The organism is Enterobacter pseudoroggenkampii (assembly GCF_026420145.1).
Lineage (GTDB): Bacteria > Pseudomonadota > Gammaproteobacteria > Enterobacterales > Enterobacteriaceae > Enterobacter > Enterobacter pseudoroggenkampii.
In genome coordinates this window covers 222,906-243,764 of the sequence record NZ_JAPMLV010000002.1, presented here as the reverse complement: position 1 = coordinate 243,764, position 20,859 = coordinate 222,906, and the positions used below count along the sequence as shown (strand labels likewise).

General features: G+C 56.3%; 21 protein-coding genes and 3 tRNA genes. 15 read left to right on the top strand and 9 right to left on the bottom strand.

Annotation, left to right across the window (positions count from 1 at the left end):
• A complete protein-coding gene (locus OTG14_RS14350; protein WP_032649902.1) occupies nucleotides 1-1,065 on the bottom strand; it encodes a GGDEF domain-containing protein in 1,065 nt (354 codons plus the stop codon).
• Nucleotides 1,066-1,280: 215 nt separating this feature from the next.
• Between OTG14_RS14350 and OTG14_RS14345 the strand changes: the two genes are divergently transcribed.
• Nucleotides 1,281-1,550, top strand: coding sequence for a DUF1435 domain-containing protein (locus tag OTG14_RS14345; RefSeq protein ID WP_048991757.1), 270 nt, complete (start codon nucleotides 1,281-1,283; stop codon nucleotides 1,548-1,550).
• Between the two features lie 38 nt (nucleotides 1,551-1,588).
• On the opposite strand, the gene OTG14_RS14340 is transcribed toward OTG14_RS14345, so the two are convergent.
• The 4 genes from OTG14_RS14340 to rsmC form a co-directional block, all read right to left on the bottom strand.
• Nucleotides 1,589-1,674 (bottom strand) — tRNA-Leu (locus tag OTG14_RS14340).
• A 47-nt stretch (nucleotides 1,675-1,721) separates the two neighbouring features.
• Nucleotides 1,722-1,808 (bottom strand) — tRNA-Leu (locus tag OTG14_RS14335).
• A 28-nt stretch (nucleotides 1,809-1,836) separates the two neighbouring features.
• Nucleotides 1,837-1,923: transfer RNA gene (locus OTG14_RS14330), tRNA-Leu, on the bottom strand.
• Nucleotides 1,924-2,094: 171 nt separating this feature from the next.
• On the bottom strand, nucleotides 2,095-3,123 hold the full coding sequence (gene rsmC, locus OTG14_RS14325; RefSeq protein WP_267215276.1) for a 16S rRNA (guanine(1207)-N(2))-methyltransferase RsmC: 1,029 nt from the start codon (nucleotides 3,121-3,123) through the stop codon (nucleotides 2,095-2,097).
• 102 nt (nucleotides 3,124-3,225) lie between these two features.
• Between rsmC and OTG14_RS14320 the strand changes: the two genes are divergently transcribed.
• The 8 genes from OTG14_RS14320 (at nucleotide 3,226) to OTG14_RS14285 (ending at nucleotide 9,588) form a co-directional block, all read left to right on the top strand.
• The gene (locus OTG14_RS14320; protein ID WP_032649897.1) at nucleotides 3,226-3,639 is read left to right on the top strand and encodes a DNA polymerase III subunit psi; all 414 of its coding nucleotides are present in this window, start codon (nucleotides 3,226-3,228) and stop codon (nucleotides 3,637-3,639) included.
• Nucleotides 3,608-4,051: a ribosomal protein S18-alanine N-acetyltransferase gene (gene rimI / locus OTG14_RS14315; RefSeq protein ID WP_023334424.1), complete on the top strand. Its 444-nt coding sequence runs from the start codon at nucleotides 3,608-3,610 to the stop codon at nucleotides 4,049-4,051. The genes OTG14_RS14320 and rimI overlap by 32 nt, the downstream gene beginning before the upstream one ends.
• A 20-nt stretch (nucleotides 4,052-4,071) precedes the next feature.
• Nucleotides 4,072-4,749: a pyrimidine 5'-nucleotidase gene (gene yjjG / locus OTG14_RS14310; RefSeq protein WP_267215275.1), complete on the top strand. Its 678-nt coding sequence runs from the start codon at nucleotides 4,072-4,074 to the stop codon at nucleotides 4,747-4,749.
• 91 nt (nucleotides 4,750-4,840) lie between these two features.
• On the top strand, nucleotides 4,841-6,430 hold the full coding sequence (prfC, locus tag OTG14_RS14305) for a peptide chain release factor 3 (RefSeq protein ID WP_024908269.1): 1,590 nt from the start codon (nucleotides 4,841-4,843) through the stop codon (nucleotides 6,428-6,430).
• Between the two features lie 299 nt (nucleotides 6,431-6,729).
• Entirely contained in the window at nucleotides 6,730-7,347 is a 618-nt protein-coding gene (gene osmY / locus OTG14_RS14300) for a molecular chaperone OsmY (RefSeq protein ID WP_008502075.1), read from the top strand.
• Nucleotides 7,348-7,474: 127 nt separating this feature from the next.
• A complete protein-coding gene (locus OTG14_RS14295) occupies nucleotides 7,475-7,636 on the top strand; it encodes a DUF1328 domain-containing protein (protein WP_003856556.1) in 162 nt (53 codons plus the stop codon).
• A gap of 120 nt (nucleotides 7,637-7,756) precedes the next feature.
• Nucleotides 7,757-8,809: a patatin-like phospholipase family protein gene (locus tag OTG14_RS14290; RefSeq protein ID WP_024908268.1), complete on the top strand. Its 1,053-nt coding sequence runs from the start codon at nucleotides 7,757-7,759 to the stop codon at nucleotides 8,807-8,809.
• Nucleotides 8,806-9,588, top strand: coding sequence for a TatD family hydrolase (locus OTG14_RS14285; protein WP_024908267.1), 783 nt, complete (start codon nucleotides 8,806-8,808; stop codon nucleotides 9,586-9,588). The genes OTG14_RS14290 and OTG14_RS14285 overlap by 4 nt, the downstream gene beginning before the upstream one ends.
• Here OTG14_RS14285 and OTG14_RS14280 read toward each other — a convergent pair.
• Entirely contained in the window at nucleotides 9,583-10,443 is an 861-nt protein-coding gene (locus tag OTG14_RS14280; protein WP_248272771.1) for a YjjW family glycine radical enzyme activase, read from the bottom strand. The genes OTG14_RS14285 and OTG14_RS14280 overlap by 6 nt on opposite strands.
• On the bottom strand, nucleotides 10,418-11,965 hold the full coding sequence (locus OTG14_RS14275) for a YjjI family glycine radical enzyme (RefSeq protein WP_267215274.1): 1,548 nt from the start codon (nucleotides 11,963-11,965) through the stop codon (nucleotides 10,418-10,420). The genes OTG14_RS14280 and OTG14_RS14275 overlap by 26 nt, the downstream gene beginning before the upstream one ends.
• Before the next feature lie 262 nt (nucleotides 11,966-12,227).
• Here OTG14_RS14275 and deoC point away from each other — a divergent pair, with 262 nt between their 5' ends.
• From deoC to deoD, 4 genes are all read left to right on the top strand, one after another.
• The gene (deoC, locus tag OTG14_RS14270; protein ID WP_003856543.1) at nucleotides 12,228-13,007 is read left to right on the top strand and encodes a deoxyribose-phosphate aldolase; all 780 of its coding nucleotides are present in this window, start codon (nucleotides 12,228-12,230) and stop codon (nucleotides 13,005-13,007) included.
• Nucleotides 13,008-13,116: 109 nt separating this feature from the next.
• Complete coding sequence (gene deoA, locus OTG14_RS14265) at nucleotides 13,117-14,439, top strand: thymidine phosphorylase (RefSeq protein WP_267215273.1); 1,323 nt, start codon at nucleotides 13,117-13,119, stop codon at nucleotides 14,437-14,439.
• A gap of 53 nt (nucleotides 14,440-14,492) precedes the next feature.
• A complete protein-coding gene (deoB, locus tag OTG14_RS14260; protein WP_048991061.1) occupies nucleotides 14,493-15,716 on the top strand; it encodes a phosphopentomutase in 1,224 nt (407 codons plus the stop codon).
• A gap of 89 nt (nucleotides 15,717-15,805) precedes the next feature.
• Nucleotides 15,806-16,528, top strand: coding sequence for a purine-nucleoside phosphorylase (deoD, locus tag OTG14_RS14255; protein WP_032649888.1), 723 nt, complete (start codon nucleotides 15,806-15,808; stop codon nucleotides 16,526-16,528).
• 61 nt (nucleotides 16,529-16,589) lie between these two features.
• Here deoD and lplA read toward each other — a convergent pair whose 3' ends face one another.
• Both lplA and OTG14_RS14245 read right to left on the bottom strand, forming a co-directional pair.
• Nucleotides 16,590-17,606, bottom strand: coding sequence for a lipoate--protein ligase (gene lplA / locus OTG14_RS14250; protein WP_061715994.1), 1,017 nt, complete (start codon nucleotides 17,604-17,606; stop codon nucleotides 16,590-16,592).
• A gap of 39 nt (nucleotides 17,607-17,645) precedes the next feature.
• Nucleotides 17,646-18,290: a YtjB family periplasmic protein gene (locus tag OTG14_RS14245; protein WP_061715993.1), complete on the bottom strand. Its 645-nt coding sequence runs from the start codon at nucleotides 18,288-18,290 to the stop codon at nucleotides 17,646-17,648.
• Between the two features lie 117 nt (nucleotides 18,291-18,407).
• Here OTG14_RS14245 and serB point away from each other — a divergent pair, with 117 nt between their 5' ends.
• Entirely contained in the window at nucleotides 18,408-19,376 is a 969-nt protein-coding gene (serB, locus tag OTG14_RS14240) for a phosphoserine phosphatase (protein ID WP_267215272.1), read from the top strand.
• A 74-nt stretch (nucleotides 19,377-19,450) separates the two neighbouring features.
• Nucleotides 19,451-20,836: a DNA repair protein RadA gene (gene radA, locus OTG14_RS14235; protein ID WP_014068810.1), complete on the top strand. Its 1,386-nt coding sequence runs from the start codon at nucleotides 19,451-19,453 to the stop codon at nucleotides 20,834-20,836.
• Nucleotides 20,837-20,859: the final 23 nt, after the last annotated feature.

Genomic DNA, 20,859 nt, shown 5'->3' with positions numbered 1-20,859 from the left:
TTACGCCGTCTGAATCTCTTCACTCAACAGAATGTTATTGCGGCCCATATGCTTTGCTTCGTAGAGGGCTTTGTCCGCTTTTTCCAGCGCGCCTTCCACGTCTTCATCCTCGAAAATGGCAATACCAATGCTGATGGTGACGTTTGTCGCAACGCTTTCGTTAAACAGATGCGGAATTTTCAAATCGTAGACTTTCTGACGGATCCGCTCGGCTGTCTGGCGGGCATGTTCGAGTGAAATGTTGGTCAGCAGCACCATAAACTCTTCCCCACCAAAACGCGCCACAATATCGCGAGAACGCACGGCATCGCGGATTGCCGCAGAGACGCGCTTCAGCGCCTGGTCGCCCATCATATGGCCGTAATGGTCGTTATAGGCTTTGAAGTGGTCGATATCCATCAGCAGGACAAAGTGCTCACCATTCTCTACCGTGGGCAAATTCTCCAGACGGCTTTGCAGACCGCGACGATTATAGAGCCCGGTAAGCGGGTCCATCATGCTGAGATCGGTAAGGGTTTCCCGTTCCTCCAGAAGGCGAGAAAGGAGCTCCTGAGCAAAACGGTCGTTGCGTCTTTGCAAAATGTTATGAATAGCAATTGCCACCACAGGAAGTGCGAAAGAATAGGTCATTCGCAGCCATATATCGTGATCGCTTAACCACAGGCAGACAATAAAGGTGGGCAATGAATGTAGCGTAAAGGCTTTGATATTACTGGCGAACGCCAGCGTGCCGATAAAAAGCACCGTTAAAAGGGCGATTAACAAATACGTCGCATGATCGTGGGTAATTAAGGCGAATTTGGAGACAATTTGCCAGGCCCACAAAATACCGAAGATCCCTGAAACGACAGGAATATTTATCTTCCGCGCGCGCTTTCTCCAGTGCCAGACGAACAGGCCGGTACTGATGGAGAATATAGCAATCAGAGGGGCGGAAAACAGTCGTACAGAATTGAGCGGGTTTGTTACCGAGAACACTGCCGATGTTGCGTTCAGAAATAAAAATAAACGTAACGATAATTGATATTTTCTGTGAACCAAAGACCGCCAGGATTGTGATGTCATAGTCGTGTATTTTTATTAAAATTTAATTAAAACAAATAAATAGATGTCGTTTCGCAATTAAATATGCAAAAAGCGCAAAGAGTAATTATCAGAAAATCTTTAGACGTTGTTAACAGGTGCGCAATTTATCACCTTAGGCAATTCCTGTCATTACGGGAAAGGTAAAGGTCGATGGATTTTGATTCATTCAGCTGACAAATGATAATTCCTGTCATATGATATTGGTTATCATTATCGTTGTGAGAGGGCAGATCATGTTGAACAGGGCGCTGGGAAGTTGTTGGGGGGTATTGCTACCGGGAGCCATTCTCTGCGGTTTGACGTTTGCCGATCTCTCTCTCGATACCTGGAAAGCCATCATTGTATCAGGACTGTTAGTCACGTCAGGCATGATCTGGCATAAGCAACTACGTCACTTTGTTTTACTGCCATCCTGCGTAGCACTGGTCAGTGGAATTCTGGTGATACTGATGAGTTTGAAATAACAGGGAAAAGAAGATATTCAGAGGGGTTGTAAGATAATTGGTGCGAGGGGGGGGACTCGAACCCCCACATCCTAAGGACACTAACACCTGAAGCTAGCGCGTCTACCAATTCCGCCACCTTCGCACAGTCATCTTACTATTTACATCATTACTATGTTGATATCGCCTCGTTGGTGCGAGGGGGGGGACTCGAACCCCCACATCCGTAAGGACACTAACACCTGAAGCTAGCGCGTCTACCAATTCCGCCACCTTCGCCCAGTGCGAGCAATATCATCGTGATTTATGGTGCGAGGGGGGGGACTCGAACCCCCACATCCGTAAGGACACTAACACCTGAAGCTAGCGCGTCTACCAATTCCGCCACCTTCGCATACCATCGATACTTTAAAAGTATCGTAACCACGGAGGCGCATTCTAGATGTTTTCAGCTTTACGTCAACTGAAAAGTGCTCACCTTTTATTGATTGCTGCAAAAATGGCCGGAACTGAGACGCCTGCTTGCCGGATAGTGATTGCGCTTATCCGGCCTGCAGGAGTTAGATTACTTTTTGGCCTGGCGCGTCATCACGGTACGATAGACCTTAAAGCGGCCGGTCTGCGCGATCACTTCGTGGAAGCCAAAGGTTTCGTCCAGCACTTTCGGGTACGCCAGGAAGGCGTTCGCAACGATACGCAGCTCGCCGCCGCTGTTAAGGTGACGGGTTGCGCCACGGATCAGCGTTTGTGCCGCTTCAAGGCTGGTTTCCATACCGTCGTGGAACGGTGGGTTGGAGATGATCATGTCGAAGCGACCGGTGACGTCAGAGAAGACGTTGCTGGCAATCACCTCGCCTTCAATGCCGTTTGCGGCAAGCGTTGCGCGGCTGGCCTCAACCGCCGGGGCGCTAACGTCACACAGGGTTAAGCGCACCTTTGGCGAATGGCTGGCGAGCACGGTAGAGAGCACGGCCGCGCCGCAGCCTACGTCCAGCACTTTGCCTTTGGTGTGCGGCGTCAGAGTGGAGAGCAGCAGCTTGCTGCCCGTATCCAGCGCGTCACGGCTGAACACGCCCGGCAGGGTTTTGATGGTCAGGCCGTCAAGCTGGTATTCATCCCAGTAAGCCTGCGCATCAAACGTTGTCTGTTTTTCCAGTCGTCCGTGGTACAGACCACAGCGGCGAGCGCTGTCGACTTTATTCAGCGGCGCGTAGTCTTCCAGCATCTGTTCAGCGCTACGCACGCCGCTGCGGTTCTCTCCTACCACGAAAATATCGCAGCCGACCGGAAGCAGGGAGAGCAGGTTCATCAGCTGGAACTGGGCTTCCGGTTTATTCTTCGGCCAGTAGTAAATCAGCGTATCGCAGTCGGCGATATCGCTCTGCTCCGCCACCAGGCTAAAGCGCGCGCGCTCGCCCATCTGACGGCTCAGCACCTGCCAGTGGTGGTAATATTGGGTGTGGGCACGGCTTTCAGCACAGTCGAAACGCGCGGGCAGGTCATCCTGCATATCTCCGGCAAACAGAATACGGCTTTCTTCGAAATCATCACTGTGACGCAGCAAGACTTCACTTGCCGGGGTAAATGCAGACATGAATTGTTCCTCAATAAACTCAGGCGGGGATTATAGTAGGTAGATGGCGCACTTTCGACACATTTGCTATATTTGCGCGCCTGAGAGACAGGAGTTTTCCCTATGACATCCCGACGAGACTGGCAGTTGCAGCAGCTGGGCATCACCCAGTGGGCTTTGCGTCGCCCGACGGCGTTTCAGGGCGAAATCGCTATCTCCATCCCGGCGCACGTTCGGCTGGTGATGGTGGCGGAAGAACTGCCTGCCCTGAATGAACCCCTGATCGATGATGTCCTTCGCAGCCTGAAGCTGACGGCCGACCAGGTTTTACCGCTGACGCCAGAGCGTGTCGCGATGCTGCCTCCTGATAGCCGCTGTAACAGCTGGCGTATCGGAGAGACAAACGAGATCCCCCTCCAGGGGAGCCAGATCTGCTCGCCAGCGCTGGACGAACTGAAAGCCAACCCAAAAGCGCGCAGCGCGCTATGGCAACAAATCTGCGAATATGAACACGATTTCTTCCCTCACGACGCCTGACCTGACCACAGCGTTTGCGATTGAAACACGCGCCCACGCGTTTCCGTGGAGCGAAAAAACCTTCGCCAGCAATCAGGGCGAACGGTATCTGAACTACCGCCTGGACGTTGACGGCACCATGGCCGCTTTCGCGATCACGCAGGTTGTTCTTGATGAGGCGACGCTGTTTAATATCGCGGTTGATCCCGCGTTTCAGCGCCGTGGGCTGGGAAGAGAACTGCTTGAGCACCTCATCCGTGAGCTCGAAACCCGTGACGTTTTCACCCTGTGGCTGGAGGTGCGCGCGTCGAATGTCGCCGCCATCGCGCTCTATGAAAGCTTAGGCTTTAACGAGGCGACAATCCGCCGTAACTACTACCCCACCGCAGAGGGACGTGAAGACGCCATCATAATGGCTCTGCCGATTGGATAATAAAAAATAAGGTTGTAACGATGAAATGGGACTGGATTTTCTTTGATGCCGACGAAACGCTGTTTACGTTCGATTCGTTCGGCGGCCTGCAGCGGATGTTTCTCGACTATAGCGTGACCTTCACCGCTGAAGATTTTCAGGACTATCAGGCGGTCAACAAGCCGCTGTGGGTGGATTACCAGAACGGTGCCATCACCGCGTTACAGCTTCAGCACCAGCGCTTTGACGTCTGGGCGGAACGTTTAAAGGTCAGTCCGGGGACGCTGAACGAGGCGTTTCTGAACGCGATGACGGATATCTGCGCGCCACTGCCGGGCGCGGTTTCCCTGCTGAACGCGTTGAAAGGTAAGGTAAAACTGGGGATCATCACCAACGGTTTTACCGCCCTGCAGCAGATCCGCCTCGAGCGCACCGGTCTGCGCGATCATTTCGACGCGCTGGTGATCTCGGAAGAGGTGGGTGTACCTAAACCGGATCCGCGAATTTTCGATTATGCGCTGGCGCAGGCCGGTAATCCCGACCGCGATCGCGTCCTGATGGTGGGGGATACGGCAGAGTCAGATATTCTGGGCGGCATGAAGGCCGGTCTGTCGACCGTCTGGCTTAACGCGCATGGCCGCGTGAAGCCTGAAGGCATCGAGCCGACCTGGACCGTGACGTCGTTGAACGAACTGGAGCAACTCCTGTGTAAACAATGATTGCCTGCCCCCCGTTGATGGGTAAAATAGCCGCAATTTTGTATTCCATGATGCGTGGCGTGCTGCCGCGCTTATAAAAGAAGATTTAATTATGACGTTGTCTCCTTATCTGCAAGAGGTGGCCAAGCGCCGCACTTTTGCCATTATCTCGCACCCGGATGCCGGTAAAACGACCATCACTGAGAAGGTGTTGCTGTTCGGACAGGCGATCCAGACTGCGGGTACCGTGAAAGGCCGTGGCTCCAGCCAGCATGCAAAATCTGACTGGATGGAGATGGAAAAGCAGCGTGGTATTTCGATTACCACCTCCGTGATGCAGTTCCCGTATCACGACTGCCTGGTGAACCTGCTGGACACCCCGGGGCACGAAGACTTCTCCGAAGATACCTACCGTACCCTGACGGCGGTGGACTGCTGTCTGATGGTGATCGACGCCGCGAAAGGTGTCGAAGACAGGACCCGTAAGCTGATGGAAGTCACCCGTCTGCGCGATACGCCGATCCTCACCTTTATGAACAAACTCGACCGTGACATCCGCGATCCGATGGAAGTGATGGATGAAGTGGAAAACGAGCTGAAGATCGCCTGTGCTCCAATCACCTGGCCAATCGGCTGCGGTAAGCTGTTCAAAGGGGTTTATCACCTCTATAAAGACGAAACTTACCTGTATCAGACCGGTAAAGGCCACACCATTCAGGAAGTGCGCATCGTGAAAGGTCTGGACAACCCGGATCTGGACGCGGCGGTTGGCGAAGAGCTGGCCGCGCAGCTGCGCGACGAGCTGGAGCTGGTGAAGGGCGCGTCTCACGAGTTCGACAAAGAGCTGTTCCTGAGCGGTGAAATCACTCCGGTCTTCTTCGGTACCGCACTGGGTAACTTCGGCGTTGACCACATGCTGGACGGTCTGGTGGAGTGGGCGCCGCGTCCGATGCCGCGTAAAACCGATACCCGTGAAGTGGAAGCGCAGGAAGAGAAATTCACCGGCTTCGTGTTCAAAATTCAGGCCAACATGGACCCGAAACACCGCGACCGCGTGGCCTTTATGCGCGTGGTGTCCGGTAAGTATGAAAAGGGCATGAAGCTGCGCCAGGTGCGTACCGGGAAAGATGTGGTGATCTCCGACGCCCTGACCTTTATGGCGGGTGACCGTTCGCACGTTGAAGAAGCCTATCCGGGTGACATCATCGGTCTGCACAACCATGGCACTATTCAGATCGGCGATACCTTCACCCAGGGCGAAATGATGAAGTTCACCGGCATTCCGAACTTTGCGCCGGAGCTGTTCCGTCGTATCCGTCTGCGCGATCCGCTGAAGCAGAAACAGCTGCTGAAAGGCCTGGTGCAGCTCTCCGAGGAGGGCGCCGTGCAGGTCTTCCGCCCAATCGCGAACAACGATCTGATCGTTGGCGCGGTCGGCGTGCTGCAGTTTGACGTGGTTGTCGCGCGTCTGAAGAGCGAATACAACGTGGAAGCGATTTACGAGTCGGTGAACGTCGCGACCGCGCGCTGGGTTGAGTGTTCTGACGTGAAGAAATTCGAAGAGTTTAAGCGTAAGAATGAAGTTCAGCTGGCGCTGGATGGTGGCGATAACCTGACCTATATCGCGCCAACCATGGTGAACCTGAACCTGACGCAGGAACGTTATCCCGACGTTCAGTTCCGTAAAACCCGCGAGCACTAATCCCCTCTCAGAGCACGGCTGCCGCCGTGCTCTTCTTTAATTCCTGTCTTATTAATCCCTTGCGGAATGTTCTTAATTCAACGCAATTTCACGCTATTCGCGCGTTTTTTACCCAATTCTGAAAGCGGCTCTGTGAGAGTGATCTATATTTAACTCAGTGTTTAACACCGGGCGTGGATAAATTAACTGTTCAATGCATGACTTTAGGTTATCCATTTTGCCCGTGTGTTTATTCGCAATATATATCACTACTAAGGAAGTGCGTAGCCCGAATAACGGGTCAACACAGGAATAGATCGATGAATATGACAAGACTGAAGATTTCTAAAACTCTGCTGGCTGTAACCCTGGGTAGCGTTCTGGTGAGCGGCTCCGCCCTCGCGGAAAGCAGCACCATGGATAAAGCACAATCCACGGCCGATAGCGCAGGGCAAAAAATCGATAGCTCTATGAATAAAGTCGGCAACTTCATGGATGACAGCTCAATCACAGCAAAAGTGAAAGCCGCACTGGTGGATGATGAAGCCATTAAGAGCACCGATATTTCCGTTAAGACCGACAAGAAAGTGGTCACGCTGAGCGGCTTTGTTGAAAGCCAGGCTCAGGCAGAACAGGCGGTGAAAGTGGCGAAAGGCGTCGAAGGTGTTGCCTCCGTCAGCGATAAACTGCACGTCCGTGACGGCAAAAACGCGTCGGTGAAAGGTTACGCCGGTGATGCCGCCACCACCAGTGAAATCAAAGCTAAACTTTTAGCAGATGACATCGTGCCGTCCCGTAAGGTGAAAGTAGAAACCACCGATGGTGTGGTTCAGCTTTCCGGTACGGTAGATTCGCAGGCGCAAAGTGAACGTGCCGAGTCCATTGCGAAAGCGATTGATGGTGTGAAAAGCGTTAAAAACGATCTGAAAACGAAGTAAATCTGGACCATTCGCCCGCCTGGCTAACACCTGCGGGCGATATAAGAACGACTCTGGAAAAACGCCGGTGAGTGACCTGAGCGCTCACGTTTAGCGGCCGACATTAACTATGGTAAAGGAGAAGCTTATGTTTCGTTGGGGCATTATATTTCTGGTTATCGCGTTAATTGCCGCCGCATTGGGCTTTGGTGGACTGGCAGGTACAGCGGCATGGGCAGCTAAAATTGTCTTCGTTGTGGGTATTATTCTGTTCCTGGTCAGCCTGTTTACGGGTCGTAGACGTCCGTAGCAAACGCAATATTCCTTCAACAAAAAAAAGCCAGTCGCAGTGACTGGCTTTTTCTTATTTGCGTAACAGGTCGGGTGCGTTACTGTGGTGTTATAAAATAATCAAAACAGGAAAGCAGAGGTGGGGCAACGAATTCCCGTTACGCTCGGCAATATTGCGCCGCTGACGTTAAAACCGTTTCGCGCAGGTCAACTCGCGCTGGTCTGCGAAGGTGGAGGACAGCGCGGCATTTTCACCGCCGGCGTGCTGGACGAATTTATGCGCGCGCAGTTCAACCCGTTTGACCTCTACTTCGGCACGTCTGCCGGGGCGCAGAACCTTTCTGCCTATGTCTGCAACCAGCCCGGCTACGCGCGAAAGGTCATCATGCGCTATACCACGGCGAAAGAGTTTTTTAATCCGGTGCGCTTTGTGCGCGGCGGTAACCTGATCGATCTCGACTGGCTGCTGGAGTCGACCTCCAGCCAGATGCCGCTGGCCATGGACACCGCGGCCCGTCTGTTTGATAGCGGCAAAGAATTCTGGATGTGCGCCAGCCGGGGGGATGACTATTCGCCGGGCTATTTTTCGCCTCAGAAAGAGAACTGGCTGGACATCATCCGTGCCTCCAGCGCGATCCCCGGTTTTTATCGTACCGGTGCGCTGCTGGACGGCATTAGCTATCTGGACGGGGGGATCAGTGACGCGGTACCGGTGCAGGAAGCCGCCCGTCGCGGGGCGAAAACCATTGTGGTGATCCGTACCGTACCGTCGCAAATGTATTACACGCCGCAGTGGTTTAAACGGATGGAGCGCTGGTTGGGCGACAGCAGCCTGCAGCCGCTGGTGAACATCGCGAAGCAGCATGAAACCACCTACGGCGCGATGCAGCGCTTCATTGAAAAACCGCCGGGTAAGCTGCGTATTTTTGAAATCTATCCGCCTAAGCCGCTGCTGAGCATGGCCTTGGGCAGCCGCGTCCCTGCGCTGCGCATGGATTACAAAACGGGACGGCTGTGCGGGCGCTACTTCCTGGCAACGGTGGGGAAAATGCTGGCGGAGCAACCGCCGCTTCATCGCCATAAACGCATTATTACGCCGCCTGCGATTGTCGCTAACGATGCCCTGACGATGCCGCTGGTGGATATTCCGCAGGCGAATGACGCTTTACTGGATAACGAGGATCTGGCGTGACGCACCGCTTTGTCGATACCCACTGCCACTTTGATTTCCCGCCGTTTACGGGGGAGGAAGCGCAAAGCATTGCGAAAGCCGCTGACGCAGGCGTTCAGGCCATCATTGTGCCGTCAGTGGAAGCGGCGTACTTTTCCCGCGTGCTGGATCTTTCTGCACGGCACCCCGCGCTCTATGCGGCGCTCGGCCTGCATCCGATCGTGATTGAGCGGCATCGTGATGAGCACATAGAGAGACTTGATGAGATAGTGCAGACCGCAGGCGACAAGCTTGTCGCCATCGGGGAGATCGGCCTCGATCTTTATCGCGAGAACCCGCAGTTTGAGCGCCAGCAGACGATCCTCGACGCGCAGCTCAGGCTGGCGAAGCGTCACGATCTGCCGGTGATCCTCCATTCAAGACGCACGCACGATAAGCTGGCAATGCACCTGAAGCGCATCGATCTGCCGCGCAGGGGCGTCGTGCACGGTTTCTCCGGCAGCCTGCAGCAGGCGCAGCGTTTTATTGAGCTGGGCTATAAAATCGGCGTCGGTGGCACCATCACCTATCCGCGCGCCAGTAAAACCCGGGACGTGATGGCGCAGCTGCCGCTGTCGGCGCTTCTGCTGGAAACCGACGCGCCGGATATGCCACTGAATGGTTTTCAGGGTCAGCCGAATCGCCCGGAACAGGCGGCGCGCGTGTTTGCCACCCTGTGTGAACTGCGAAAAGAGCCTGAAGAGGTGATTGCCGATGCGCTGCTGGAAAATACGCGGTCGGTATTTGGTATCACGCTATAGGTAAAGCGCCGGGCGGATCACCGTTATCTTCTGTTTTTCCAGCGCCCGCGCCAGCGGTTCAACGTCCTCGGGCGTGGCGCTGCGCCATGATGCCGCCTCACCGTACACGCCATGCGCTTGAAACGCGTTAATACGCACCGGAATATTCCCCAGCCCGTGGATAAACGTTGTCAGCGGTTTCAGATGTTCCAGATAATCACATTGCTCTGGGATCACCAGGAGCCTCAATTCAGTCAGCCGTTGATGCTGTGCCAGCCAGCGAATACTCTGTTTAATCTGCGGGTTTTCGCGCCCGGTCAGAAAACGGTGATGCTCATTGTCCCACGCCTTCAGATCCAGCATCGCGCCATCCAGTACCGGCAGCAGCTTTTCCCAGCCGGTTTCGCTTAACAGACCGTTGCTGTCGACCAGACAGGTGAGGTGGCGCAGGGCAGGATCGGCTTTGATCGCGGTGAACAGGGCGATCAAAAACGGTAATTGCGTTGTGGCTTCACCACCGCTGACGGTGATCCCTTCGATAAACGGTGCGGATTTGCGGATCTGAGCGAGGATCTCTTCCACGCTGAAGCGGTGCGCCATAGGCGTTGCCTGCTGCTGACACAGGTGCAGACAGGTGTCGCACTGCTGGCAGTCGCTCTCCTGCCACCAGACGCGCCCGGCCTGAATGGTCAGCGCATCGTGCGGACAGTGGGGCACACAGTCCCCGCAGTCGTTGCAGCGGCCAATCGTCCACGGGTTGTGGCAGGTTTTACAGCGCAGGTTACAGCCCTGCAGGAACAGGGCCAGGCGGCTGCCCGGCCCGTCCACGCAGGAAAAAGGAATGACCTGACTAACTAAAGCGCATCTGCTGTTCATGGCTAATCACGCGCGGCTGACGTTCCAGAATGCGGGTATTGCGTGCGGCTTCTTCCCCCAGCCACGTGGTGTTCGTTCTCGACCCTGCTTCCCGGTATTTCTCCAGATCCGATAGCCGCACCATATACCCGGTGACGCGCACCAGATCGTTACCCGCCACGTTGGCGGTAAACTCGCGCATACCCGCCCTGAACGCGCCCAGGCACAGCTGAACCACCGCCTGCGGGTTGCGTTTTACCGTCTCATCCAGCGTCAGGATATCGCTTATCCCGGAAGAGTAGTGCTTGTGATGGGGAGCTACCGCCAGCAGGTGGCTGATGGGATCCGGCTCGTCGCCGTAGGGCAGGCGCGCGCCCGGCGTGGTGCCGGAGTCGGAGCTGATCCCCGACTGCGCGTGAAGCATCGCGCGCTGCTTCCAGCCGTGCTTCACCGGCGTGTTTTCGACAAACACCGCAAGCTGTTCGCTGATGCGATAGCCCAGCGCGTTGGCCTGCTCATCTTTGCCGTAACGTCCCGCGATGCCAGCTTTCTCACAGAGCACGTTTACCGCTTCCGCCAGACCGTACATGCCAAACATCGGCACAAACCGATCGGCATCAATCAGCCCCTCTTTTACCAGGAAGCTATTCTCAAAGAAGCCAGATTGCTCGTACAGGAAACCACAGCGTGCATCGATGATGGCCATTTGCTGCTGGCAATAGTGCGGGAGCGTGCGGGTGAAGAAGTCTTCAATGGACGTGCTGCATTCAGCAATGGCTTTGAGGTTAAGGCGCACCAGGGTGCTGCCACCGCCAGCCAGAGGCAGGGAGTTGTAACAGCTCACCACGCCATAACGACCTTTTGTGAAAATTTTATCATTCACCGGGCCATTAGAAATGTGCGGTTTACTGCATTCACATATGTTTTTTGCCACCTCAAGCAGCAGGTCGTCCGGGGTGGCCTCTGGATCATAAATAAAGGTCAGGTTCGGCGCGACCTGCTTCAGCTCTGCATCGGCACGCAGAATGGCACGGGTGATGGGCGTATCTTCCGGCCCGATATTGGCATGCATAAAGGCATCCGGCAGCGTACGGTCAAGATAGCGCCAGAAACGTTTTATTCGGCTATTGATTTCTTCTTGTGTTAGAATTCTAACATATGGTTGCAGCAGCGCATCAAGCTGGCCGAGATAGACCGGCATCGATGTGACGGACGGAACGTGGTGATAAAGGATGGTTAGCAGCGAGAGGGCATCGTCGAGATCTTTTGCCCCTTCCAGCTCCAGCCATTCTGAACCGTTAGCCAGAAATTTTGCGTAATCCGGCAGAACGTAACGGGGTTTGTAAGGCGCATGGCCTTCGAACATGTCGCAGATAAACCCCTCGTCCAGCGCGGCGCGCGCAGCTTCAGGAAGTGCCGGATACGGCAGGTTGTTTTCCGCTTCCAGCGCCAGAAAATGACGTTTTTGTTCCGCGGATAACACCGGGCTTGTCACAATCTGCTGGCAACGTTGCTGCAGGGCGTCGGGGCTGGAGTGGGGCATATTCGCTTCCTTGAATGTTCTGCGGATGATGAACGGATTGTAGAAAGCCTGCCTGTTGGCGCTTTTGATCCCACAGGGGGTATTGCTGCTTTAGTCGGCAATTTGCGCACTAAAGTTTGAAGAAGATCTCATTACAGTAATGCAAATTTGTACGCAGTTTTCATTAACTGTGATGAATGTCGAAGTGTGGATGCGGGTGGATGTTAGAATACTCACAGACCCGCAAGGTAAAATTTATACGGCACTGCCGTTGGAGATTGTTATGACCGATTTAACTGCAAGCAGCCTGCGCGCGTTGAAACTGATGGACCTGACTACCCTGAACGATGACGACACCAATGAGAAAGTCATCGCCCTGTGCCATCAGGCGAAAACGCCAGTGGGTAACACCGCAGCCGTTTGTATCTACCCGCGCTTTATCCCGATTGCCCGTAAAACTCTGAAAGAGCAGGGCACGCCGGACGTGCGCATTGCAACCGTGACTAACTTCCCGCACGGCAACGACGATATCGAGATTGCGCTGGCAGAAACCCGCGCGGCGATTGCTTACGGTGCAGACGAAGTTGACGTGGTGTTCCCGTACCGCGCGCTGATCGCCGGCAATGAGCAGGTCGGTTTTGACCTGGTGAAGGCCTGTAAAGACGCGTGTGCGGCGGCAAACGTGCTGCTTAAAGTGATCATCGAAACCGGCGAGCTGAAAGAAGAGGCGCTGATTCGTAAGGCATCTGAAATCTCCATCAAAGCCGGTGCGGATTTCATTAAAACCTCTACCGGTAAAGTGCCGGTTAACGCCACCCCGGAAAGCGCGCGCATCATGATGGAAGTGATCCGCGACATGGGCGTCTCCAAAACCGTAGGCTTCAAACCTGCGGGCGGCGTGCGTACCGCCGAAGACGCGCAGCAGTTCCTGGCGATTGCTGACGAACTGTTCGGCGCCGACTGGGCCGATTCCCGTCACTACCGTTTCGGTGCGTCCAGCCTGCTGGCTAGCCTGCTGAAGGCGCTGGGTCACGGCGACGGTAAGAGCGCAAGCAGCTACTGATTGCCAGACAACGCCGGATGACGCTTCGCTTATCCGGCCTACAGGATCGTAGGGCGGGTAAGCGTAGCGCCACCCGCCACAACTCCCCCGATTCCGCATGGAGGTTACCGTGTTTCTCGCACAAGAAATTATTCGTAAAAAACGTGATGGTCATGCATTAAGCGACGAAGAGATCCGCTTCTTCATTAACGGCATTCGTGATAACACCGTCTCAGAAGGGCAGATTGCGGCTCTGGCGATGACCATTTTCTTCCACGATATGTCGATGCCTGAGCGCGTGTCGCTGACCATGGCGATGCGAGATTCAGGAACCGTTCTGGACTGGAAAAGCCTCAACCCTAACGGCCCGATTGTGGATAAACACTCCACCGGCGGCGTGGGTGACGTGACCTCCCTGATGCTCGGCCCAATGGTGGCAGCCTGTGGCGGTTACATCCCGATGATCTCCGGGCGCGGCCTGGGCCACACCGGCGGTACGCTCGACAAACTGGAAGCTATTCCGGGCTTCGATATCTTCCCGGATGACAACCGCTTCCGCGACATTATTAAAGACGTTGGTGTGGCGATTATCGGCCAGACCAGCTCTCTTGCTCCGGCAGACAAGCGTTTCTACGCGACCCGCGACATCACCGCGACCGTTGACTCCATCCCGCTGATCACCGCCTCTATCCTGGCGAAGAAGCTGGCAGAAGGGCTGGACGCGCTGGTGATGGACGTGAAGGTAGGCAGCGGCGCGTTTATGCCAACCTATGAACTCTCTGAGGCGCTGGCCGAAGCGATCGTTGGCGTCTCCAACGGCGCAGGCGTGCGCACTACCGCACTGCTCACCGATATGAACCAGGTGCTGGCTTCCAGCGCCGGTAACGCCGTCGAAGTGCGTGAAGCCGTCCAGTTCCTCACCGGGGAATACCGTAACCCGCGTCTGTTCGACGTCACCATGGCGCTGTGCGTGGAGATGTTAATCTCCGGCAAGCTCGCCAAAGACGACGCCGACGCCCGCGCGAAGCTGCAGGCGGTGCTGGACAACGGCAAAGCGGCGGAGATCTTCGGCCGCATGGTCGCGGCACAAAAAGGCCCGACCGATTTCGTCGAAAATTACGCGAAGTACCTGCCAACCGCGACGCTCAGCAAAGCGGTGTATGCCGATAGCGAAGGGTTTGTCTCCGCCATGGACACCCGTGCCCTCGGCATGGCAGTGGTCTCAATGGGCGGCGGCCGTCGTCAGGCTTCAGACACCATTGATTACAGCGTCGGCTTTACCGATATGGCCCGTCTGGGCGACAGCGTTGACGGCCAACGTCCGCTGGCGGTGATCCACGCCAAAGACGAAGCCAGCTGGCAGGAAGCGGCGAAAGCGGTGAAAGCGGCCATCACGCTTGACGATAAAGCACCGGAAACCACACCGACTGTCTATCGCCGTATCACCGAATAGCGGTATACTGATCTGATCGATAATTTTTGAAGCACTACGTACGGAGAACAATTATGAAACGTGCATTTATTATGGTGCTGGACTCATTCGGCATCGGCGCAACCGAAGATGCAGAACGTTTTGGTGACGTGGGTTCCGATACCATGGGTCACATCGCGGAAGCCTGTGCGAAAGGCGAAGCGGACAACGGTCGTAAAGGCCCTCTGACTCTACCTAACCTGACCCGCCTCGGGCTGGTGAAAGCGCATGAAGGCTCTACCGGTAAAATCGCAGCCGGTATGGACGGCAACGCGGAAGTCGTGGGCGCCTATGCCTGGGCGCACGAGCTCTCCTCCGGTAAAGACACCCCGTCTGGCCACTGGGAAATCGCAGGTGTGCCGGTGCTGTTCGACTGGGGTTACTTCTCCGATCACGAGAACAGCTTCCCGCAGGAGCTGCTCGATAAGCTAGTGAAGCGTGCCAACCTGCCGGGCTACCTCGGTAACTGCCACTCTTCCGGTACCGTGATTCTGGACCAGCTCGGCGAAGAGCATATGAAAACCGGCAAGCCGATTTTCTACACCTCTGCTGACTCCGTGTTCCAGATTGCCTGCCACGAAGAGACGTTTGGCCTGGATAAACTCTACGAGCTGTGCGAAATCGCCCGCGAAGAGCTGACCGAAGGCGGCTACAACATTGGCCGCGTGATCGCGCGTCCGTTTATCGGCGACAAAGCGGGAAACTTCCAGCGTACCGGTAACCGTCATGACCTGGCCGTTGAGCCACCGGCACCGACAGTGCTGCAGAAGCTGGTCGATGAGAAAGACGGTCACGTGGTGTCCGTGGGTAAAATCGCGGACATCTACGCCAACTGCGGCATCACCAAAAAGGTCAAAGCCACCGGTCTGGATGCGCTGTTCGATGCCACCATCAAAGAGATGAAAGAAGCGGGCGACAAGACCATTGTCTTCACCAACTTCGTGGACTTCGACTCCTCCTGGGGGCACCGTCGCGACGTCGCGGGTTATGCTGCGGGTCTTGAGCTGTTCGACCGCCGTCTGCCGGAGCTGATGGAGCTGGTGGGTGAAGATGACATTCTGATCCTGACCGCGGACCACGGCTGTGACCCAACCTGGACCGGGACCGACCACACCCGTGAGCACATTCCGGTGCTGGTGTACGGCCCGAAAGTGAAGCCGGGCTCGCTCGGTCACCGTGAAACCTTCGCGGACATCGGCCAGACTATCGCGAAATACTTTGGTACGTCTGACATGGAATATGGCAAGGCCATGTTCTGAATCATGTAGGGTGCGGTCTGATGCCCTCACCCCGGCCCTCTCCCACAGGGAGAGGGTGAAAAGAATAAACAATGTAAAAGGAACTGAAGATGGCAACTCCTCACATTAATGCAGAAATGGGTGATTTCGCTGACGTCGTATTGATGCCGGGCGACCCGCTGCGCGCGAAGCACATTGCAGAAACCTTCCTCGAAGACGTGCGTGAAGTGAACAACGTTCGCGGCATGCTGGGCTTCACCGGTACCTATAAAGGCCGCAAAATCTCCGTCATGGGCCACGGTATGGGTATCCCATCCTGCTCTATCTACACCAAAGAGCTGATCACCGACTTCGGCGTGAAGAAAATCATCCGCGTTGGCTCCTGCGGCGCGGTGCGTATGGACGTTAAGCTGCGCGACATCGTTATTGGTATGGGTGCCTGCACCGATTCCAAAGTTAACCGCATGCGTTTCAAAGACCATGACTTCGCGGCAATTGCAGACTTCGGCATGGTGCGTGACGCGGTTGACGCGGCAAAAGCGCTGGGCGTTGACGCGCGCGTGGGTAACCTCTTCTCTGCTGACCTGTTCTATGCACCAGACGGCGGTGAGATGTTCGACGTGATGGAAAAATACGGCATCCTGGGCGTGGAAATGGAAGCTGCGGGCATCTACGGCGTTGCGGCGGAGTTTGGTGCGAAAGCGCTCACCATCTGCACCGTGTCCGACCATATCCGTACCCACGAGCAGACCACCGCCGCTGAGCGTCAGACGACCTTCAACGACATGATCAAAATCGCGCTGGAATCCGTTCTGCTGGGCGATAAAGAGTAATTCTGTCTCTTCCCTCCCTCTCCCTGTGGGAGAGGGCCGGGGTGAGGGCACCAAACCGCACTTAACGTACGGCCTGCGCAATCCATGCTGACAAATCCCTTAACTCTTTTTCCTGCTCCGGGAAATCCCCAATCAACGCGTCGCATTCTTGCTGCAGCATATCCGCCCGGTATAAACAGCCCTGCAAACGTGCCGCCAGCGCCTCTAACGGTGCCGGATTCAGGCTATCGGTAAACACCTGCGTGCGGGTGATATGGCCTTTCTCCACGTCAAAATGCAGCTCCACGCCGCCCCAGGTAAAACGCTCATCCAGCAGATGGGAAAACGCAGGAGCCTGGCCGAAGTTCCACTCCCAGCTGCTCTGGCGGGCGAAGGTTTCCGCAAAGTTGGGCAGGTCCGGGGTTTTGTCAGGAGAGATCACTTCGGCTTTCACGCGCTCGCCGTAATGTTCAAAGAACGCGTCACGGATCGCATCGCAAATCTGCTCGTGCGTAATCCCCGGCAGCAGCTCCACCAGATTCGCCACGCGCCCGCGCACGGAGGTAATCCCCTTAGCCTGGAGCTTTTTCTTGTCCGGATTCAGGTAGTTCGCCAGACGGCTCAGATCGGCATTCAGCAACAGGGTGCCGTGGTGGAACCCGCGATCCATCGTTTCGCGGTAGGCGGAGCCGGAGACCTTCCGGTCGCCCTCCGGGGTTTTGACCACCAGATCGTTACGTCCGGAAGCTTCAGCCTTCACGCCGAGTGAATTCAGCGCATTGAGGACAATGGAAGTAGAGATGGTTTTGTCGTACTCCGGTTTTCCTGCCATAAAGGTAAAGCAGGTATTGCCCAGATCGTGGAACACCGCGCCGCCGCCGCTGCTCCGGCGCGCCAGGCGGACGTTGTCCTCTTCCATACGCCGGGTGTTGCACTCTTTCCACGGGTTTTGCGCACGACCAATGACCACCGTATCGGCGTTACGCCAGAGAAACAGTACGCGCTGGGTGGCGGGCATCTGGCGGAAGATGCACTCTTCTACCGCGAGATTAAACCAGGGATCGTAAGAGTCAGAGATAAGCAGGCGTAACGTCGTCATGGCAAAGTTCCTTTTCCGAATCGTTCGCCTACTTTATCACTATTCTTTCTTCTCGCTCTCTTCGTCTTCAGGGACGGATTTGCTGGCGGTCAGCAGGAACGGGGATTGCTGCCAGCGCGAGCGCTTGCCCCGAAGCAGGGTGCGTGCCAGCACAACGCCGATGGCGAGTGAAAGCAGCAGCATCAGGCGCAGAATATTGGTGGTATTATCGACCTGTTTGGCTTCAGTGGGCAGGGTGTGGGTATCGAGAGTCAGGCGCAGGTAGCCAAGCGGACCATTCTTTCCCTGAATAGGTTCGACGATCTGCTGGTTAAAATAGCCCCCGGCTTTTTTACCGTCCAGCGCTAGCCTGTCGCGCACGTCGACGTGCTCGCCCGCGCGGGCAATCAGGTTACCTTGCTCATCATAGACGCCGGCATCAAGAATGCGGCTGTTCTCCGTGAGCTGGCGTAAAACCTGGCCTATCCGCTTATCGTCCGGCGTTTCAGTACGCATGGATGGCGCGACGTTGAGCGTCACCTGGCGTGCCAGCGTGCGGGCCAGCTCTTCAAACTGCGGGTTGCGTTGCCGTTGATGGTTCTGGCTAAACCAGGATGCCCCTTGCATCAGCACCACTAACAGTGCGAGACAGGAGAGGACAATCACGGCGCGATGGAGCCGGAATTTCAGTTTTGCGCGAGCCATATTCCACCTGCTGAAAATTTACGGCTTAATGTTGCCAGAAGTGATGGTTACAGGGTAGCCTCATGCGTTATTTTCCCTCTGCAACCTTCAGGCGCGAACGAAACTACAGGAGCTTTAATGCCGAACATTACCTGGTGTGACCTGCCAACGGATGTCTCTTTATGGCCAGGATTGCCGCTCTCTTTAAGTGGCGATGAGGTGATGCCTCTGGATTACCACGCCGGTCGTAGCGGCTGGCTCCTCTACGGACGCGGTCTGGATAAGCAACGCCTGACCCAGTATCAAAGCAAGCTGGGGGCGGCGATGGTCATCGTCGCCGCCTGGTGCGTGGAAGACTACCAGGTTATTCGCCTGGCGGGCTCTCTGACGCAGCGCGCAACGCGTCTGGCGCATGACGCCGGGCTGGACGTCGCGCCGCTGGGTAAAATTCCGCATCTGAAAACGCCGGGCCTGCTGGTGATGGACATGGACTCTACCGCCATTCAGATCGAGTGTATCGACGAAATTGCGAAGCTGGCGGGCAGCGGCAAGCTGGTGGCGGAAGTGACCGAGCGTGCGATGCGGGGCGAGCTGGACTTCACCGCCAGCCTGAGACAGCGCGTGGCGACCCTGAAAGGGGCCGATGCTAACATTCTGCGCCAGGTGCGCGACGTGCTGCCGCTGATGCCAGGGCTAACGCAGCTGGTGCTGAAGCTGCAGTCGCTGGGCTGGAAAGTGGCGATCGCCTCCGGTGGCTTCACCTTCTTCGCGGATTATCTGCGGGAAAAACTGCATCTGACCACCGTGGTGGCCAACGAGCTGGAGATCATGGACGGCAAGCTGACCGGCCAGGTGATCGGCGATATCGTGGATGCCCAGTACAAAGCCAATACGCTGACGCGTCTGGCGGAAAAATATGAAATTCCGGTTGTCCAGACCGTCGCTATCGGGGACGGCGCGAACGACCTGCCGATGATCAAAGCGGCCGGGCTGGGCATTGCCTACCACGCCAAGCCAAAAGTGAATGAAAAGACGGAAGTGACTATCCGTCACGCTGACCTGATGGGGGTGTTCTGCATTCTCTCCGGCAGCCTTAATCAGAAATAACGGTCTGCTTTGTAGGCCGGGTAAGCGTAAGCGCCACCCGGCTCGCAGGCCGCACAGAAATAACGAGGTAAACCGTGGCGAAAGCTCCAAAACGCGCATTTGTCTGTAATGAATGTGGTGCGGATTATCCGCGCTGGCAGGGGCAATGCAGCGCCTGCCATGCCTGGAACACCATCACCGAAGTGCGTGGTGTGGCGGCTTCGCCGAGCGTGGCGCGCAATGAACGCCTGAGCGGCTACGCGGGCAATGCGGGCGTAGCGAAAGTCCAGAAGCTCTCGGACATCAGCCTCGAAGAGCTGCCGCGCTTCTCCACCGGGTTCAAAGAGTTTGACCGCGTGCTCGGAGGCGGCGTAGTGCCGGGCAGCGCGATTCTTATCGGCGGTAACCCGGGCGCGGGCAAGTCAACCCTGCTGCTGCAAACGCTCTGCAAGCTCGCCGAACAGATGAAAACCCTCTACGTCACGGGGGAAGAGTCCCTGCAGCAGGTGGCGATGCGCGCGCACCGTCTGGGCCTGCCGACCGGTAATCTGAACATGCTGTCGGAAACCAGCATCGAGCAGATCTGCATGATCGCCGAAGAAGAGCAGCCGAAGCTGATGGTGATCGACTCCATCCAGGTGATGCACATGGCGGACATCCAGTCCTCGCCGGGCAGCGTCGCGCAGGTGCGTGAAACCGCGGCCTACCTGACGCGCTTTGCCAAAACGCGCGGCGTGGCGATTGTGATGGTGGGTCATGTGACCAAAGACGGCTCGCTGGCCGGGCCAAAGGTGCTCGAACACTGTATCGACTGCTCCGTGATGCTCGACGGCGACGCGGACTCCCGCTTCCGTACCCTGCGCAGCCATAAAAACCGCTTTGGGGCGGTGAACGAACTGGGCGTGTTTGCCATGACCGAGCAGGGGCTGCGCGAAGTCAGCAACCCGTCGGCCATCTTCCTGAGCCGTGGCGATGAGATCACCTCCGGCAGCTCGGTGATGGTGCTATGGGAAGGGACGCGCCCGCTGCTTGTCGAAATTCAGGCGCTGGTGGACGTGTCGATGATGGGCAACCCGCGGCGCGTGGCGGTCGGTCTGGAACAGAACCGTCTGGCGATCCTGCTGGCGGTGCTGCACCGTCACGGCGGGCTGCAGATGGCGGATCAGGACGTCTTTGTGAACGTGGTCGGCGGCGTCAAAGTCACTGAGACCAGCGCAGACCTGGCGCTGCTGCTGGCGATGGTCTCCAGCCTGCGCGACAGACCGCTGCCGCAGGATCTGGTCGTCTTCGGCGAAGTGGGCCTTGCCGGGGAAATCCGTCCGGTGCCCAGCGGCCAGGAGCGTATCTCCGAGGCGGCAAAACACGGTTTCCGTCGCGCGATCGTTCCCGCCGCCAACGTGCCGAAAAAAATCCCGGAAGGGATGCAGGTTTTTGGCGTGAAGAAACTCGCAGATGCGTTAAATGTCTTTGACGACTTATAATTACGTATTCGATTTTGCAGGAG